The sequence below is a fragment of the Pseudoblastomonas aquimaris genome (assembly GCF_035481675.1).
GTDB lineage: Bacteria > Pseudomonadota > Alphaproteobacteria > Sphingomonadales > Sphingomonadaceae > Alteriqipengyuania_B.
Genome location: NZ_JAYJJW010000002.1, coordinates 310,655 through 326,154 on the forward strand (window position 1 = coordinate 310,655; position 15,500 = coordinate 326,154).

Annotated in this window: 16 protein-coding genes; 7 read left to right on the forward strand and 9 right to left on the reverse strand. The window is 66.8% G+C overall.

What is annotated here, in order from left to right; translation table 11 throughout:
• Positions 1-3: 3 nt before the first annotated feature.
• Positions 4-2,070: a TonB-dependent receptor gene (locus VCJ71_RS11610; protein WP_324641297.1), complete on the reverse strand. Its 2,067-nt coding sequence runs from the start codon at positions 2,068-2,070 to the stop codon at positions 4-6.
• A gap of 224 nt (positions 2,071-2,294) precedes the next feature.
• Here VCJ71_RS11610 and arsC point away from each other — a divergent pair, with 224 nt between their 5' ends.
• Entirely contained in the window at positions 2,295-2,639 is a 345-nt protein-coding gene (gene arsC, locus VCJ71_RS11615) for an arsenate reductase (glutaredoxin) (RefSeq protein ID WP_324641298.1), read from the forward strand.
• Positions 2,640-2,677: 38 nt separating this feature from the next.
• Here arsC and VCJ71_RS11620 read toward each other — a convergent pair whose 3' ends face one another.
• Positions 2,678-4,045 (reverse strand): MFS transporter, encoded by a 1,368-nt coding sequence (locus VCJ71_RS11620; protein WP_416379172.1) that lies wholly within the window; start codon positions 4,043-4,045, stop codon positions 2,678-2,680.
• 112 nt (positions 4,046-4,157) lie between these two features.
• On the opposite strand from VCJ71_RS11620, the gene VCJ71_RS11625 reads away from it, so the two are divergent.
• Positions 4,158-4,781, forward strand: coding sequence for a class I SAM-dependent methyltransferase (locus VCJ71_RS11625; protein WP_324641299.1), 624 nt, complete (start codon positions 4,158-4,160; stop codon positions 4,779-4,781).
• Positions 4,782-4,788: 7 nt separating this feature from the next.
• Here VCJ71_RS11625 and VCJ71_RS11630 read toward each other — a convergent pair whose 3' ends face one another.
• Positions 4,789-5,637, reverse strand: a complete 849-nt coding sequence (locus tag VCJ71_RS11630) for a glycerophosphoryl diester phosphodiesterase membrane domain-containing protein (protein WP_324641300.1) — start codon at positions 5,635-5,637, stop codon at positions 4,789-4,791.
• 65 nt (positions 5,638-5,702) lie between these two features.
• Between VCJ71_RS11630 and lipB the strand changes: the two genes are divergently transcribed.
• Positions 5,703-6,416, forward strand: coding sequence for a lipoyl(octanoyl) transferase LipB (gene lipB / locus VCJ71_RS11635; RefSeq protein WP_324641301.1), 714 nt, complete (start codon positions 5,703-5,705; stop codon positions 6,414-6,416).
• Positions 6,413-6,733 (forward strand): hypothetical protein, encoded by a 321-nt coding sequence (locus VCJ71_RS11640; protein WP_324641302.1) that lies wholly within the window; start codon positions 6,413-6,415, stop codon positions 6,731-6,733. Before lipB ends, VCJ71_RS11640 begins: the two co-directional genes overlap by 4 nt.
• A 3-nt stretch (positions 6,734-6,736) precedes the next feature.
• Here VCJ71_RS11640 and VCJ71_RS11645 read toward each other — a convergent pair whose 3' ends face one another.
• Together VCJ71_RS11645 and VCJ71_RS11650 are read right to left on the reverse strand one after the other, a co-directional pair.
• Positions 6,737-7,615, reverse strand: coding sequence for an HpcH/HpaI aldolase/citrate lyase family protein (locus VCJ71_RS11645; RefSeq protein WP_324641303.1), 879 nt, complete (start codon positions 7,613-7,615; stop codon positions 6,737-6,739).
• Complete coding sequence (locus VCJ71_RS11650; protein WP_324641304.1) at positions 7,615-8,736, reverse strand: alkene reductase; 1,122 nt, start codon at positions 8,734-8,736, stop codon at positions 7,615-7,617. Before VCJ71_RS11650 ends, VCJ71_RS11645 begins: the two co-directional genes overlap by 1 nt.
• Positions 8,737-8,793: 57 nt before the next feature.
• Between VCJ71_RS11650 and VCJ71_RS11655 the strand changes: the two genes are divergently transcribed.
• Positions 8,794-9,738: a DMT family transporter gene (locus VCJ71_RS11655; protein WP_324641305.1), complete on the forward strand. Its 945-nt coding sequence runs from the start codon at positions 8,794-8,796 to the stop codon at positions 9,736-9,738.
• Here the strand turns inward: VCJ71_RS11655 and VCJ71_RS11660 are convergent.
• Both VCJ71_RS11660 and VCJ71_RS11665 read right to left on the reverse strand, forming a co-directional pair.
• On the reverse strand, positions 9,710-11,035 hold the full coding sequence (locus VCJ71_RS11660) for a DUF2254 domain-containing protein (protein WP_324641306.1): 1,326 nt from the start codon (positions 11,033-11,035) through the stop codon (positions 9,710-9,712). The two genes, VCJ71_RS11655 and VCJ71_RS11660, sit on opposite strands and share 29 nt — an antisense overlap.
• Entirely contained in the window at positions 11,032-12,342 is a 1,311-nt protein-coding gene (locus VCJ71_RS11665; protein WP_324641307.1) for a DUF2254 family protein, read from the reverse strand. Before VCJ71_RS11665 ends, VCJ71_RS11660 begins: the two co-directional genes overlap by 4 nt.
• A 149-nt stretch (positions 12,343-12,491) precedes the next feature.
• Between VCJ71_RS11665 and VCJ71_RS11670 the strand changes: the two genes are divergently transcribed.
• Together VCJ71_RS11670 and VCJ71_RS11675 are read left to right on the forward strand one after the other, a co-directional pair.
• A complete protein-coding gene (locus tag VCJ71_RS11670) occupies positions 12,492-13,370 on the forward strand; it encodes a bacteriorhodopsin (protein ID WP_324641308.1) in 879 nt (292 codons plus the stop codon).
• A gap of 46 nt (positions 13,371-13,416) precedes the next feature.
• Positions 13,417-14,199 (forward strand): Brp/Blh family beta-carotene 15,15'-dioxygenase, encoded by a 783-nt coding sequence (locus VCJ71_RS11675; protein ID WP_324641309.1) that lies wholly within the window; start codon positions 13,417-13,419, stop codon positions 14,197-14,199.
• A 2-nt stretch (positions 14,200-14,201) separates the two neighbouring features.
• On the opposite strand, the gene VCJ71_RS11680 is transcribed toward VCJ71_RS11675, so the two are convergent.
• The gene (locus VCJ71_RS11680; RefSeq protein ID WP_324641310.1) at positions 14,202-14,486 is read right to left on the reverse strand and encodes a hypothetical protein; all 285 of its coding nucleotides are present in this window, start codon (positions 14,484-14,486) and stop codon (positions 14,202-14,204) included.
• A 4-nt stretch (positions 14,487-14,490) separates the two neighbouring features.
• Positions 14,491-15,477: a quinolinate synthase NadA gene (nadA, locus tag VCJ71_RS11685; RefSeq protein WP_290134417.1), complete on the reverse strand. Its 987-nt coding sequence runs from the start codon at positions 15,475-15,477 to the stop codon at positions 14,491-14,493.
• Positions 15,478-15,500: the final 23 nt, after the last annotated feature.

The window sequence follows — 15,500 nt, forward strand, 5'->3', positions numbered from 1 at the left end:
GCGTCAGAACTTCACGCGGGCGGTGATGCTGGCGTTCAGCGGAGCGCCCGGCGCGATGTTGTTGTTGCCATGGGCGCTGGGGTAGTAATCCGTGTCGAACAGGTTCTCGACATTCAGCTGCAGGTCGAGCGTTTCGGACACGTCCCAGAACAACGCCGCATCCACGCGGGTGTAGGCGGGCAGGACCACATTGTTGGCGAAGCTGGCGAACTGGTCCGACTGGTGGATCACGCCCGCACCGATGCCGACGACCGGCGTCACGTCGTAACGCGCCCAGGCGGCGACCTGGTGACGCGGCAGCTGCTGCAGCCGCGTGCCTTCATCCGCAAAGTCGCTGTCCGACGTGATTTCGCCGTCGAGATAGGTGTAGGCGAGGTTCGCCTGCAGCCCCGGGGCCAGCTTGCCCGCGATGCTCGCTTCGAAGCCTTCGACCTGCGATTCGCCGGTCAGGACGACGAGGCCGGGGTTCACCGGATCGACCGCCGTGGTGTTGGACCGGGTGAGGCGAAACACGGCGGCTGTCAGGAACAGGTCGGGCCGCGGCGCCCATTTCGCGCCGAGCTCGACGTTTTCGAACAATTCGGGCTCCAGCGCCTGCTGCTGCTGGCTCAGCGTCACGAATTGGTCGCCCGACTGCGGCAGGAAGCTCTCGGTGTAGCTGGCGTAAAGCGACACGGTCTCCACCGGTTTGACGATAACGCCGACGCGCGGGCTCCAGCGGCTGTCGAGGCGGGTCGTGGTGCCGGTGACCGCGCCGCTTGCATCCTGGACGTCGGCCTCGAGGTCGAATTCGTCGTAGCGGACGCCCAGGACGAGGTCGATCGTATCGCCCAGCGCGATCTGGTCCTGCGCATAGAAAGAGGTGACGAGCAGGTCGCTGCTGCGACGGCGCTGGAATTCGGTCGAGAAGGCGGGGACGGAAATCGTCTGCGCAAGGTCGACCGTTTCCGTCGTCAGCCCGCTGGCGAAGCGCACGCGGTCGCGGAAGCTCAGGGTGTCGCTGGCGACGACTTCGGTGCCGAGCAGGAACTTGTGGTGCAGCGGCCCCGTGTCGAAATCGCCGATGATGTTCGCCTGGCCGACGAAATTCTGGCGCTCTGTCCCATCGGCATAGCCGCCGAGGTCAACCGTCGTCTCCGTCGCCCCGGTGGGCACGATGTTGGAATAGAACTTGTCGTAATCGGCATACTGGAAGGCGATGTTGCCGCGCAGGCGGGGGGAGAACACGTGGTCCACCCGCACGCGGCCGATGTTCACCTGCACATCGCTGGTGTTGAATCCCGGCTGGCCGAAGAACACTTCGTCATAGCCTTGGATGGGACGGTTGCCGAGCGACGGGATGCCGCGGTCGGTCACGCGCTCGTCGTCGTCATAGGTGTAACTGGCCGTCAGCGTGGTCTGGGGGCCAACTTCGAACGACAGCGTCGGGCTGATGCCGAAGAAGCGGCCGTCGTATTCGTCGCGGTGGTTGGCAAACTCCTCGTACGTCGCATTGAGGCGGATGCCGGCCGTGTCGGAGAGGGGCTCGCTGACATCGGCCGCCACGGCGAAGGCGCCGAAGCTGTCCACCGTTCCGTCGAGCGCGATGAAAGTGTCGAGCGGGTCGGCCGTCTTGGTGACCCGGTTGATCACCCCGCCGCCGCCGCCGCGACCGAAGATCAGCGCATTGGCGCCCTTCAGCACCTCGACCCGGTCGATGTTGTAGAGCGGGCGGTAATATTGCGCATCGTCGCGCAGACCGTCGACGAAGAAGTCGGCGGTGGTTTCCTGGCCGCGGATGAACACCTCGTCGCGGTGGCCTTCGCCGCTTTCCAGGCTGACGCCGGGGGCATAGCGCAGCGCATCGCCGAGCGAGCGGACGCCCTGGTCGTCGAGCTGCTCCTCGGTCAGGACGTAGACCGCCTGCGGCACGTCGATCAGCGGGGTCTGCGTTTTCGTGGCGGTCGAGCCGTCCTCGCTCTCGTACCCCTTGCGCTCCCCGATCACGAGGATGTCCTCGGGCAGGTATTCCTGCACGCGCGGGCCGGACGAATCGGCCTCGTCGGCAAAAGCGGGGGCGGCGGGCAGCATGGCTGCGCCTGCAAGAACGGCGGCGCGCAGCGAAAAACGGGGATTGGTAGAAGTCACAAGAGGCTTTCTGTTCTTATTGCGAATGATTTGCAGGAGCAGCCTCTATTGCGAAGAATTCGCATTTGCAACCATAGTGATCGCCTTGCATGAAGATTTTCGCGCGCTAGGGCGTCGGGGCAACGCAACGGCCCCGCGCAAAGTCAGGGGCGCCGAGGAGACAGGCGATGAAAGCGACCATCTGGCACAACCCGAAATGCGGCACCTCCCGCAACACGCTCGCGATCTTGGAAGAGCGCGACGGCGTCGACGTGGAGGTCGTCCGCTATCTCGAGAATCCCCCCACGCGCGAGAAGCTCGCCCAGCTGTTCGCCGATGCGGGCATGACCCCGGCGCAGGGCCTGCGCCTGGGCGGCACCGATGCGCAGGAGCACGGGCTGCCCGATGCGGATGCCGACGCCGTGCTCGATGCGATGGTCGCCGATCCCATCCTGATCGAACGGCCGCTGGTGGAAACCGAAAAAGGCGTGCGCCTGTGCCGGCCGAAGGAAAAGGTCGAGGAAATCCTCTGACGCGCCCGGCCTGCCGCGCCCGATCTGGCGCATCGGGTTCAGCTAGCGCCGGTTTCCCCGGTCAGGTCGGCATCGGCCTGCAGGCCCCGCCAGCCTAGCACCGCCACCATCGCGCACAGGCTTGCGACGATGATGAAGGCGGCGTGGTCCGAATGGCCGTAGATCCACACGCCAAGTGCCGGGGCAACGACATAGGCCGCGCCGTTGATCGAGGCGACGATGCCGGACACCTGGCCCTGCTCGCTGCGCCGCACCGCCAGCGATGCCCCTGCGGTAAAGCCGGGGCGAAACAGGCCGAAGCCGAGCGAGGCGATGGCAAAGCCCAGCGCGATCGGGTGCAGGCTCTCCGCCCAGCCGAACATCAATATGCCGACGATGGCGAGCGCCATGCCCCACAAGGTCGCCGCCCGCGGGCCGAGCTTGAATGTCGGGATCAGGCCCCATTGCGCCAGCAGCGTCGCGATGGCGCCTGCCATCAACACCAGCCCGATCGGACCCGCGCCTTCGTCCGGCGTGGCGCGCAGGCCCAGCCGGTCGAGCACGAGGAAGCCCGCAATGCCAAGCACCATCGCCTGCGCGTGCCCGCCCAATAGGCCGGCCACCAGCCAGGGGCGCAGGCGGCGGTCGGTCCACTTGAGGTCGGGGATGTCCTCTGCCGCCTGCTGCTCGTCCTCGTCCTCCGCCCGGCCGGCACCGTTCGCGCTGGTGCCGGTGCCATAGGGCGCAGGCACCACGCCGGAGCGAGTCTCGAAAGCGGGATCGTCGTTCGGTAGGCGCAGGCGCAGCGCCACCAGCGTCGCCAGACCGAACAGGGCGAAGATCAGGAAGGGCCCCGTCAGCCCCGCACCGGGAAAGATCAGCAGCGGGGCAAGCGCCGGGCCAATCACGGTGCCGAGCCCGAAGCTCGACGCGATCAGCGACAGCGCATTGGTGCGCTGGCTGCGGTCGGTCCGGCTGGCGATATAGGCCTGCACCGCCGGCGGCGCCGCACTGCCGAACCCGCCGTAAAGCCCTCGGGCAAGCGCGAACAGCGCCAGCGTCAGGAAGGCGGTGAGGTAGCCATTGAGGCCCAGCCACAACAGGATGCCGCACAGGGCGAAGCTGGAAATGAAGCCGACCATGCCCAGCGCCATCATCGTCTTGCGCCCGCGCCGGTCGGACCGCCGCGCCCAGAACGGCGCGGTCGCCACCCACAGCACTGCCGACCAGCTGTAGGCGAGGCTGATCCACACGTCCGCCACGCCCAGCGACGTGCCGATCGACGGCATGACGGACTGCATCGCCGTGTTGCCTGCCGCGGTGGTCAGCATGACCATGTAAAGCAGCACCAGCCGCTCGCGCGAAATGGTGCCCGGCTTTGCGGGCGGCGGGGCCGGCGTGCCGGGAGGGGGCGCGGTTTCGCTCACCCGATTGCCGCTACTGCGGGCACCGCTCGCTTGCAATGGCGCGGCCTATTTGCGAACGCATGGAGCGAAGCCGCGCGGGATCCGCGCCGGGCAGCAAGGGTATGCGAATTCCATGACTTCCAACGAAGCGGCGCGCACGCGTGCGGGCGGGCTGATCGGCAAGATGAAACGGGCGCTCGGCCCGGCGGGCGTCTTCCTCGAAGGGTTCGTTCGCGAACCGCGCATGGTGGGCAGCGTCATCCCGTCGTCGATGAACACGATCGACCGGATGCTGGCCCCGGTCGACTGGGAGGCGTGCGACGTCTTCGTGGAATACGGTCCGGGCGTCGGCACGTTCTGCCGCCCGATCCTGGACCGGCTGCGCCGCGATGCGAAGCTGATCGCGATCGACACCAACCCGCTGTTCATCGATTATCTAAAGCGGACCATTCCCGACAGCCGCTTCTCGCCAGTCCTCGGCTCGGCCGCGGATGTCGAGGCGATTGTGAAGGCGCACGGTGCGGACCATGCCGATTACGTGGTGTCCGGCCTGCCGTTCTCCACCCTGCCGGACGGGGTCGGCCCCGCCATCGCGGCAGCCACGCACCGGGTGATCCGCCCGGGCGGCGCATTCCTGGTCTACCAGTTCAGCGCCCGCGCCCGCGACTTCATGGAACCGCACTTCGCGCGCATCGACGATGGCTACGCCCCGTGGAACATCCCGCCGTGCAAGCTCTTCTGGGGCTGGAAAGCCTAGGCGGCCCTTACTGGAAGGTTTCGGCGATGTCCGGCGCGCTCGTGCCGCTGAGCTGGTAGAACACGGCGGCCAGCACGCCCATCATCACGATGTTCAGCACCGCGCTCACCACCAGGTTCACCAGCATCGCGGCAAACACTGCGCCGCCGGCTTCGCCGCCGATCGCACTTGCCCCACCGATCAGCAAACCCAGCGGGAAAGAGATGACGATCGCCGCGATGAACAGCAGGACATAGAAACCCAGCAGGCGCCAGGCCACCGGGCCCGTCAGGCGCCAGGAATCCTTGATCGTGGAAAGGACGTTGCGCTCCCCGCCCAGCACGACCACCGGCATGATCATCGACAGACGCGTGTAGATATAAAAGAAGAATACGAGCGCCGCGATGGCGATGATGATGGCGGTGACGCCCAGCGAACCGAATCCTCCCGCCGAGCCAAGTCCCATCATCCCCGCGCCGAAGACCAGCGCAAAGGGGATAGCGATGATGATCGCACCGATCACGATAAGCAGGACCACACCGATCAGCGTCGGCAGGCTGCGCAGCGCAATTCCCAGCGATTCGCCCACGGTCGGGCGGCTGCGCGCCATCAGCGCGAGGATCGCGATCAGGCCGATCATCTGGACGATGCTGAGCACGAAGCCGAGCAGCGAGGTACCAAGCTCCGCTTCCGGGGTCGGTGCGAAGATGTCGGTGCTTCCCGGATTTTCCGGCGGCACGATTATTTCCGGGGCGATGAGAAACGCGATAGCGCTCGGCACCAGTATGAAGAGACCGGCAATGACCAGCTGCAGCTTGAAACTGCCCTTGATCAGCTCGACGGCGTGATTCCACGCCCTGCCCATATCGAAGTTCATTGTCGGTAGCCCCCTTGATCCCTTTGCCCCTTGATAGTCGCAGCGAGTGACGCCACGCAATGGCCATGACCGACAAAACCGTTCCAGACCCGGCGATCGAGTGGCGCCGCAGCGAGGGCCAGGTGCCGTATCGCGAGGCGCTGGCCGAGCAGGAGGCGCGCAACTTGGCGATCCAGCAGGGCTCGGCGCGCGAGCTGGTGTGGCTGCTGGAGCATCCGCCGGTCTATACCGCCGGGACCAGCGCCGCGGCGGACGAGCTGATCGACAGCCGGTTCGACGTGGTCGAGACCGGGCGGGGCGGGCGCTATACCTACCACGGGCCGGGGCAGCGGGTCGGCTATGTCCTGCTCGATCTTGCGCGGCGCGGGCGCGACGTGCGCTGTTTCGTCCACGCGCTGGAAGGCTGGGTGATCGCGGCGCTCGGCGACATCGGGGTGGAAAGCTGGCGCGCGGAAGGCCGCGTCGGCATCTGGACGCGTGACATCGACGGCAGCGAGGCGAAGATCGGCGCCATCGGTGTGCGCGTGAAGCGCTGGGTCACGATGCACGGCTTTGCGGTCAACCTGGACCCGGACCTGTCGCATTTCGGCGGCATCGTGCCGTGCGGCATCGCCGAATACGGGGTAACCAGCCTGGCACGGCTCGGCAAACCGCTTGCGGCCGGGGCATGGGATGAGGCATTGCTCGCCCGCGCCGGCGATTTCCTCGCCGCGCTCGGCCCGTGCGATGCAAGCTCGGGCCCGACCGACAGGATTGCCGACGGAGCCAGCGCCGCGTGAAGACTTTCGCCACCACCGCCCCCCTGCTGCTCGCGCTGCTGGCGCTCGCCGCCTGCGGCAAGTCCGACAATGCCGCGCGCGATACCGATGCCGACGGAGAGGTGTTGGAAGGTTCGATCAGCGATGCGATGATCCCGCTCGCCGAAACGACCTCGCAGCCGCCGCTCGCCAAGGGTGCGACGGACGGCGCGAGCGGCACTACGGAAACCGGAAGCGGCGAGGGCGCCGGCGAGGCGGACGCAGCGCCGGCAGCAGAGTCGACGCCGGAGCCCGCCGAACCGGAAGCCCCGGTCGATGCGCTCGAGGCGGCGGAATAAGCCCTAGGCTTCGCCCAGCAGCCGCTTCGCCTGGACCAGGTGCGGCTGGTCGATCATTTCCCCGTCGATCTGCAGCGTGCCGAGGCCGGGACTTTCCGCAAAGGCATCGACGATCCGCTGCGCATGGGCGCGCTCCGCCTTGGTCGGGGTGAAGGCGGTGTTGATGATCTCCACCTGCCCGGGATGGATTGCCAGCATGCCGGTGAAGCCGTCCGCGCGTGAAGCGGTGGCCATCAGCGCAAGCCCGTCCGAATCGCGGAAGTCGGAATGCAGCGTATCGATGGCCATCACGCCGCGTGCATGCGCGGTCAGCAGCGTCTGGGCGCGGACCATGCGGAACGTGTCCGTCCACGCGCCGTCCTCGTCCCGCTTGCGCCCCGCACCGATCGCGGCGGACAGGTCCTCTGCGCCCCAGGTCAGCCCGGCAAGCCGCGGGTTGGTGTCGCCGATATAACTGGGAATCGACATGGCCGCCTTCGCGGTCTCGCTCACCAGCGGCAGGATTTCTGTGCTGTTCTTCTCGAAGCCCAGCTTCTGCTCCATCTCGTAGAGCTCGGCGGACAACTGCTGGATCTGGTCCGGCCCGGTGCATTTCGGCAGCACGATCCCCGCCGGCCGGCCGGGCATCGCGGCCTGCAAGTCATCGCGCCACCACGGCGTGTCGAAGGCGTTGATGCGGATCCAGCGGTGGAACCCGGTCGCGCCTTCGTGCTGGATATGGAATTGCAGCCAGTCGTGCGCCAGCTCACGCGCGGCCTGCTTGTTGTCGGCGGCCACTGCGTCTTCGAGGTCCACGATCACCACGTCGGTGAGGACGGTGTTGACCTTGTCGAGCTTCTTCTCGCTGTCGCCGGGGACGAACAGCCATGAACGGTATGGCATCAGGCGGCGCCTTCCGCGGCTGCCTGTCCGGCCTCTTCCATGGTCGGATAGTCGATGTAACCGGCCGGGCCCGGCAGGTACCAGCTTTGCGGGACATTGACGTTTTCCGCCCAGTCCGCGCCCGCTTCGATGCGCGCGGCAAGGTCGGGGTTGGAGATATAGGGTCGGCCGAAACTGATCGCGTCGGCCCGGCCGCTGTCGATATCGGCAACCGCTTCCCCAGCCGAATAATCGGAATTGAGCACCAGCTTGCCCGAATAATGCTGGCGGAACAGCGCATCCTGCTGCGGCACATCGGTCTGGCCGAAAGTGCCGTCAGGCCCCGGCTGGCGCAATTCGATGAAGGCGACGCCGAGGTCTTCCAGCACCTTTGCCGCTTCGCCGAAGATGCTGGCCGGATCGGGGTCGTCGCAGCCCTGCGTTTCGCCGTTGGGCGACAGGCGCACGCCGACCCGGTCCGCGCCCCATTCGCCGACCAGCGCGGCGGTGACTTCGCGCAGGAAACGGGTGCGGTTTTCCGGCGAGCCGCCGTATTCGTCCTCGCGCAGGTTGGTGCTGCTGCGCAGGAACTGGTCGACGAGGTAGCCATTCGCGCCGTGCAGCTGGATGCCGTCCATCCCGGCCGCTTTCGCATTGGCGGCGGCCTTGCGGTAATCTTCCACCACGCGCGCGATTTCGTCAGTGCCGAGCGCGCGGGCCTGCTGGTAATCCTTGCGCCCTTCGAACGTGTGCGCATGGCCGGGCGCGGTGGTCGCGCTGGCGGACACGGGCGGCTCGCCGCCGAGGAAATCGGGGTGCACCAGCCGGCCCATGTGCCACAGCTGCATGACGATCAGCCCGCCTTCCTCGTGCACGGCCTTGGTCACGCGCTGCCAGCCTTCGACCTGCTCCTCGCTCCAGATGCCGGGCGCAGCGGGCCAGCCGAGGCCTTCGACCGAAATGCCGGTCGCCTCGGTGATGATCATGCCCGCGCCCGCGCGCTGGCGGTAATATGTTTCCATCAGCTCGCCCGGGATGCTGCCCGGCTGCTCCGACCGGCCGCGGGTGAGCGGCGCCATGAATATCCGGTTGCGCGCCTCGAGCGCGCCGAGAGTGAGGGGCTGGAGCAGCGCTTCGTTCATGGGCCTTCTCTATCCTTTCGATTGTCCCCGCCTGGCCATGCGAGCTAGAGCCGGGCGGTGGACAATACAAGCGCCCCGCCTGCCGCAAAAGCTCCTGCCGCCGTGGCGGAGCCGGTACCGACCGCATGGCATTTCGCTGCGCTGCTGGCGGGAAATGTCGCGCTGGCGCTCGGCCCGTGGCTGGTGCGGCTGGCCGATACCGGGCCGGTGTCGGCCGCTTTCTGGCGAATCGCGCTCGCCCTGCCGGTGATCGCGCTGCTGGCCTGGCGCGAGGGGCGGAAGGCCGAGGTCGGGCGGCCGCCGCGCGGGCTCGTGCTGCTGGTGCTGGGTGCGGGTGCGTTCTTCGCCGTGGACCTCGGCAGCTGGCACATCGGGATCGAGATGACCCGGCTCGGCAATGCGACACTGTTCGGCAATGCGGGCAGCCTCATCCTGATGCTGTGGAGCATCGCGGTGGTGCGCCGCATGCCGCAGCGGCTGGAATGGCTGGCCGTTGCCATGGCACTGGCCGGCGCCGCGATCCTGCTGGGGCGGAGCCTGCAGATCAGCGCGCAGACGCTGGCGGGCGATGTGTTCTGCATCGTCGCGGGCATTTGCTATGCCTTCTACCTGCTGCCGGCGCAAAAGGCGCGGGCGAGCCTGGGGCCGTGGCAGGTGCTGCTGCTGGCCGGCCTGTCCGCCGCGCCGCTGCTGCTTTTGGGCGGCATCGCCTTAGGGGAACCGGTATGGCCGCGCGAATGGACCCCGGTGCTGGCGCTGGCGGTGACCAGCCAGATCCTGGGGCAGGGCCTGATGGTCTATTCGCTGCGTCATTTCAGCCCGCTGGTCATCGGCGTGGCGCTGCTGACCCAGCCGGCCATCGCCGCCTATGTCGGCTGGGCGGCGTTCGACGAAGTCCTGTCCCCGCCCGACATCCTAGGCATGGCGCTGCTGGCAGGCGCGCTGCTGGCGGTGAAGGCGGCGAGCACGCGGCCTAGGCGGGCTCTTCCCGAAACTTCTTGAGGAAGGCGACTTCGTTGCGTTCGTAGCGTTCGAGGTCCGGCCCGACGAGGTGCTGGCGCACCTGTTCGCCCAGCAGCACGCCTTCAGCCCGGATCCGGTTCCGGCGCTGCTGGTTCTGCACCGGCGCGGCAGCGTTGGCGAGCGTGTCGAGCATGACTTCCGAAGCGATCGGCGATGTCGCCACGCCGCTGCGGATCGAGCCGAAGCCGCGCTGGATGTAATGGTCAAAATCGTCCGGCGCGGGGATGACCGGGCAATCTTCCGCATCTTCCCCGCACACGTCCTTGCGCAGGTCGCGGCGCGCGATCTCCGTCGTGGCAGCACCTAGCCAGTGCAGCGCGGTAATCGCGGTGAAGGGATCGTTGATGCCGGGCGACAGGGCACGCAGGCCGATCTCGACCAGCTCGTCGATCAGGAACTGCGGGTCCTGGTCGGGCGTGCGCGTAGCGCCGAGGGTGAAACAGGCGCGGATCTTTTCCTCGATATCTTCCGGCTCGCAGCCTTCGACATCCATGATCGGCAGGTCGCGGTGGACGAAGTCGCCGGTCCGCATCCGAAGCGAAAAGACCGCGTCGTTATCGCGCGCGATTTTGACAAGGTCCCCGAAATCGATCAGCTGGATATAGCCGGTAGCCCAGGCGCATACCGGCTTGCCCTCGCGCGGCTCCATCGCGTCGGAATATTCGTTTTCCTTCGGATAGGCTGTGCGAAGGTTGGAGAGCATGCGGCGGCCGATGCCTTCCAGCACCTTGTTCACGCGGATCGACGACGGGATGTGATTGAGGAAGAACACCAGAACCGCGACGCACAGCCCCATCAGCGCATAGGCAACCAGCAGCGACAACTGCGGCGTGAAGCCGGCGACCGCGGTGCCGACTTCCTCGATATTGGCTGCCGGCTCGTCCGCCCCGCGTACGGAGCGCAGGACGATGATGGCGTAGACGAAGCTGCCGATGAAAGTCGCGAGGCTCAGCTGGTTACCGCGGTCCTCCATGAAATTCGTGAGCAGGCGCGGGCCGTAATTGCCGCTGGCATAGGCGACGGCGGCGATGGTGATGGAAAACACCGTCGAGGCGACGCCGATCATGCTGCCGGCCATCACCGTCAGCATGTCCGCCGCGCCCTTGGGCCGGGAGGGGACGATCCAGCTGACATCGTTCAGGAACGCTGCCGCACCCGACCGGTCGAGCGTGATCATCCCGAAGGCAAGCGCCGCGGCAAGAATGCTGAACAGCGCCGGGTAGAACCAGTAGTTCGCATTCAGGCGCGACCAGAAAAACCGGATATCTGCAGTCATCGTGTCTCCTTCGATCCGGCACTCTCGCCGAAACTGGCTGCAAATGCCTTTGCTATGTCGGCGCGGTCCTTGTCCAGCGTGGCCTGGATCGTGGCGTGGTCGCGCAGGTCCGTAGCCAGTGTGCGCATGAAATCCCCGAACTCGCCGTCGGGATCCTGCGCACTGTCCCGGTGCCATGCGGCGACGCGGCCGTAGTTGCGGATCATGTGGATGGCAACGGAGGGGTAATCGGCCGCCGCCTGGCGGAACGCGGACAGCGGGTCATCGAAGATGGAGCGGAAGTCCTGCCCGGGCAGTTCGAGCCAATCCTCTTCGCCCAGGCACGGGGTGCAACCTGCCGAAACCCAGGTCGACACCTGGCTGCGCATCACCTTGGCCAGCTTGTCCGCACAAGTGAGGGCGGTGTAGAAATCGTTGACCGCCGGCGAGAGCGCGCGGGCGCTGATTTCGACCAGCAGGCGGACCTGGAAGACGAGGCCCTGGCTGTCCGAGCGGAACGGCCCGATGGGTATGGCGCGCTTCAACTCGTCCTCGTCGAACGGGGCGTCCGCGTAGAGCAGCGGATCGCCCCTCATCACGTGCTGGCCGGGCGCGGCTTCCACCCGCACGCGCATGTTGCGGCCTGCGAAGCGCTTGACGAGGAGGTCTGTATCCACTCCTTCGATATACCCTTCGCGCGGGGCGGGCAGCGTCTGCTGCCACTGCGTATCGCGGGCGGGGATGCTGGCGAGATCTATCGTCCGGCTGGCTGCGTCCACGCCGAGGTTGTCGACCGACCTGTCGACGAACATGGTCCGGCCCAGATCGTGCAGCGCGACCGCCAGCATCGCCAGGTTGATCGCCTGCAAAACCGCAACGTAACCGACGATGAGGAAGGGCACCTCGGCAAAGTCCATCTCCGCATCGACGGAGAGCATGGCGATGAGCGAGGCGATCAGCGTGAAGGACAGGCCGGCCAGGCTGGTGCGCGTCAGGCGACGTTCCAGCCACCGATCTATCAGGCGTACGCCGAGGTTGCTGGCCGCCATGCTCAGCACGATCAGCGTGATCGAGAAATAGAGCGAGATGAAAGCGGCGTTGACGCCGGTCGCCACGCCGAGGAAATCCTTGGCCGTGTCGGCGCTCGCCGCGGTCGCCAGCCCGTTGTCCAGGAGCCACGCCGCGCCGCCGTGCCGGTCGAGATAGAGCACGGCCAGCGTGATGGGGATCGACCCGATAACGGCCAGCACTGCGAGCGACCAGTAGCTCTGGACCACGCGATGCCAGATCCAGCCCGGCCACCCGCCGGCGATGTTCGTGCCCTTCATTTCGCTGTGTTTTCCCCGGTTAGCCCGCATTCCGCGGCGGGAACTAAACCCCTGGGGCGGCATTAGGTTTCGGCGCGGAGCAGGGGACTGGGCAGGCCGAGCGCGATGAGACCGTTAGCCGATAACGGATCGTGCCAGGAGTTTTGCCAATGACTACAGAACCCGCAATCTCGGGCGCCCAGGCGGTGCTGGGGAATATCGAGAACCTCGTCCCGCTCACCAGCGGCCAGTATACGATGGGCTCGCTGATCCTGATGGTCAGCTACGGCGCCCATTTTGCCTTCATCCTCTATTTCATCATGTCCAGCTTCCAGCTGGCCCCGCGCTATCGCATCGTACCGATCATGTCGGCCATCGTGATGGCGAGCGCCGGGCTCAGCCTGATGCGCGAATTCAACCTGTGGGAAGCGAGCTATGCCTTCACCGGCGGCATGTACCAGCCGATGGCCGAGGGCGAGACCTTCTCCAACGCCTTCCGCTACGGCAACTGGACGATCACCGTCCCGATCCTGCTGACGCAGCTGCCCATCGCCTTCGCCCTGTCGCGCCCGGAACTGCACAAGCGGGCGCTGCGGATGATCATCCCGGGCGTGCTGATGATCTGGACCGGCCTTTACGGCCAGTTCGGCGAGACGGGCGACTTCACGCGGCTGAACATCTGGGGTGTGATCTCCACCGTCTTCTTCGTGTGGCTGATCATCGAAGTGCGCGGGGTCATCACCTCGGCCATCGCCAATTCGCCGCCGCAGCTGGCCGTGTGGCCCAAGAACCTGTGGTACTACTTCCTTGCCACCTGGGGTATCTACCCGATCGCCTACGCCCTGCCGCAGCTGGGCTTCACCGGCGACATCGTGGTGGTCCGCCAGCTGCTCTTCAGCATCGCCGACATCTCGACCAAGCTGCTCTACGGCGTGATCCTGAGCCGCTACGTCCTGCGTCGCAGCGCGCTGGAAGGCTATGTCCCGGCAGCAGAAGCGCTGGAGACCAGCCCGCTCGGCAGCAAGGTCGCCAGCGCCCGTGGCGACTGACACCTTGGCAGGAACGCCTGCCCGCAATGAAAGACGGCCTGTCCCGATGGGGCAGGCCGTCTTTTCGCGTGGCTGGCCGGTGGCCCTGCTGGCCGTGTGCGCGGCCGTCTCCCTGCTCGGGACGGGGGCTGCCATCGCCATGGGGCTTGCTCTGTTCCTGGCAGGCTTCGCCCACGGCGCGGGCGACGAGCAGGCCGGGACGCTGCGGCCCTTCGCCCTCGCGCCGGCAGCCGCCTATGTCATGGCGGGCCTTGCCGTCGCGGCCCTGTTCCTGGCGCTACCGCTTGCCGGGCTGACGCTGTTCCTGCTGCTGTCGCTGTGGCACTTCGCCCGCTCCGGGCGCGGTGACGGGATCGGCCGGGCCGCTTTCGCGTGCCTTGCGGTGGGCGGCAGCGCGCTGTTGCGAATGGACGAGACGTCTTCCGTGTTCGCAGCCTTGCTTGGGTTGGCCCCGCCGCGTGGCTGGATGCTTGCGCTGGCCGCAACCGGCGCGGCGGGGATGGCGCTTTCAGTTGCTACTTTCGTGCGCGGGCGTTTCGACCCCTCGCTTGCGGCCACGCTGGTGGCAGTCGCGCAGCTGCATCCCGTGCTCGCGGTCGGCTTCGCCTTTGCCGTCGGCCACGCGTTTCCGCTGCAGGGATCGCAGATCCGCAGATATGGCTGGCGCGATGTGATCGCGGCGCAGGGCCCCACGGCCTCGATCGCGCTGCTCGGCGCGCTGGCGATGGCGGCGCTGGTGTTGTCGGGCCACCTGCCGCTGCCGTGGGCGGCCGCACTGGCTTTCGGCATGGCCACCCCGCATATGTTGAGCGAACGGCTGGAGCGCTAGCCTCACACCGGCAGGTAGAAGCCCCACACGCCGTTAGAGAGTTCGGTCGCCGCAAATGCGAAGCGGCGCTCGCCCGCCATTACGTAATAGGTCGACACCATCCGGCGCTCGGCGCGCAGCGGATCGCGCAGCTCCGCGCTGACGCCTGTCGCGATCCAGTCTGCGGCCCACAGGTCGCACGGCCATTCTGCCAAGACCTCGCCCTCGGTAACGGAGCCTGAGAATTCCCAGCCCCGCGCCCGGTTCCAGCGCCGCGCGCGAAACCGCGCGCCCAGTTCCTTCAGCATCGGATCATGCCCGGCCCAGGTCGCCCTTGCCGATGGTGCCGCTCGCCATCTCCAGCATCTTGTCGAGGCTCTGCCGCGCTTTGAGGCGCAGGCCTTCCTCGATCTCGATGCGCGGCTCCAGGTCGCGCAGGGCAGTGTAGAGCTTCTCCATCGTGTTGAGCGCCATGTAGGGGCAGATGTTGCAGTTGCAGTTGCCGTCTGCGCCCGGCGCGCCGATGAAATTCTTCTCCGGCAGGGCCTTTTCCATCTGGTGGATGATGTGCGGCTCGGTCGCCACGATCAGCGTGTCGCCGGGGAAGGTCTTGGCGAACTGCAGGATGCCGCTGGTCGAACCGACATAATCGGCGTGGTCGACCACGTGCGGGGGGCATTCGGGATGCGCGGCCACGGGCGCGTCAGGATGCTGCTGCTTCAGTTTCAGCAGCTCGCTCTCACTGAAAGCCTCGTGCACGATGCACACGCCCGGCCACAGCAGCATGTCGCGGTTGTACTTGCGGTTGAGATAGCCGCCCAGATGCCGGTCCGGCCCGAAGATGATCGGCTGGTCTTCCGGGATCTGCTCCAGGATCGTCTCGGCGCTGGAAGAGGTGACGATCACGTCGCTGAGCGCCTTCACCTCGGTCGAACAGTTGATGTAGGTGAGTGCGATGTGATCGGGATGCGCTTCGCGGAAGGCGCGGAACTTGTCGGGCGGGCAGCTGTCTTCCAGGCTGCAGCCGGCGTCCATGTCGGGCAGGACGACGATCTTTTCGGGGCTGAGGATCTTGGCGGTGTCGGCCATGAACTTCACGCCGCAAAAGGCGATCACTTCCGCATCGGTCGCGGCCGCCTTGCGCGACAGTTCCAGGCTGTCGCCCACGAAGTCGGCAATGTCCTGGATTTCCGGCTTCTGGTAATAATGCGCCAGGATCACCGCGTTGCGGTCCTTGCGCAGGCGGTCGATCTCCTCGCGCAGGTCCGCGCCCGTGGGAAGCTTGGTTTCGGCAGTCATAGTCTCGTCCCGTCTGGCCCGCT

Coding starts and splice junctions, on each gene's coding strand:
- VCJ71_RS11625 (WP_324641299.1), top strand. CDS start 4,158: ATGACTTCCAACGAAGCGGCGCGCACGCGTGCGGGCGGGCTGATCGGC.
- arsC (WP_324641298.1), top strand. CDS start 2,295: ATGAAAGCGACCATCTGGCACAACCCGAAATGCGGCACCTCCCGCAAC.
- VCJ71_RS11660 (WP_324641306.1), bottom strand. CDS start 11,035: ATGACTGCAGATATCCGGTTTTTCTGGTCGCGCCTGAATGCGAACTAC.
- VCJ71_RS11630 (WP_324641300.1), bottom strand. CDS start 5,637: ATGAACTTCGATATGGGCAGGGCGTGGAATCACGCCGTCGAGCTGATC.
- VCJ71_RS11650 (WP_324641304.1), bottom strand. CDS start 8,736: ATGAACGAAGCGCTGCTCCAGCCCCTCACTCTCGGCGCGCTCGAGGCG.
- VCJ71_RS11610 (WP_324641297.1), bottom strand. CDS start 2,070: ATGCTGCCCGCCGCCCCCGCTTTTGCCGACGAGGCCGATTCGTCCGGC.
- VCJ71_RS11665 (WP_324641307.1), bottom strand. CDS start 12,342: ATGAAGGGCACGAACATCGCCGGCGGGTGGCCGGGCTGGATCTGGCAT.
- VCJ71_RS11675 (WP_324641309.1), top strand. CDS start 13,417: ATGGGGCAGGCCGTCTTTTCGCGTGGCTGGCCGGTGGCCCTGCTGGCC.
- VCJ71_RS11645 (WP_324641303.1), bottom strand. CDS start 7,615: ATGCCATACCGTTCATGGCTGTTCGTCCCCGGCGACAGCGAGAAGAAG.
- nadA (WP_290134417.1), bottom strand. CDS start 15,477: ATGACTGCCGAAACCAAGCTTCCCACGGGCGCGGACCTGCGCGAGGAG.
- VCJ71_RS11680 (WP_324641310.1), bottom strand. CDS start 14,486: ATGCTGAAGGAACTGGGCGCGCGGTTTCGCGCGCGGCGCTGGAACCGG.
- VCJ71_RS11670 (WP_324641308.1), top strand. CDS start 12,492: ATGACTACAGAACCCGCAATCTCGGGCGCCCAGGCGGTGCTGGGGAAT.
- lipB (WP_324641301.1), top strand. CDS start 5,703: ATGACCGACAAAACCGTTCCAGACCCGGCGATCGAGTGGCGCCGCAGC.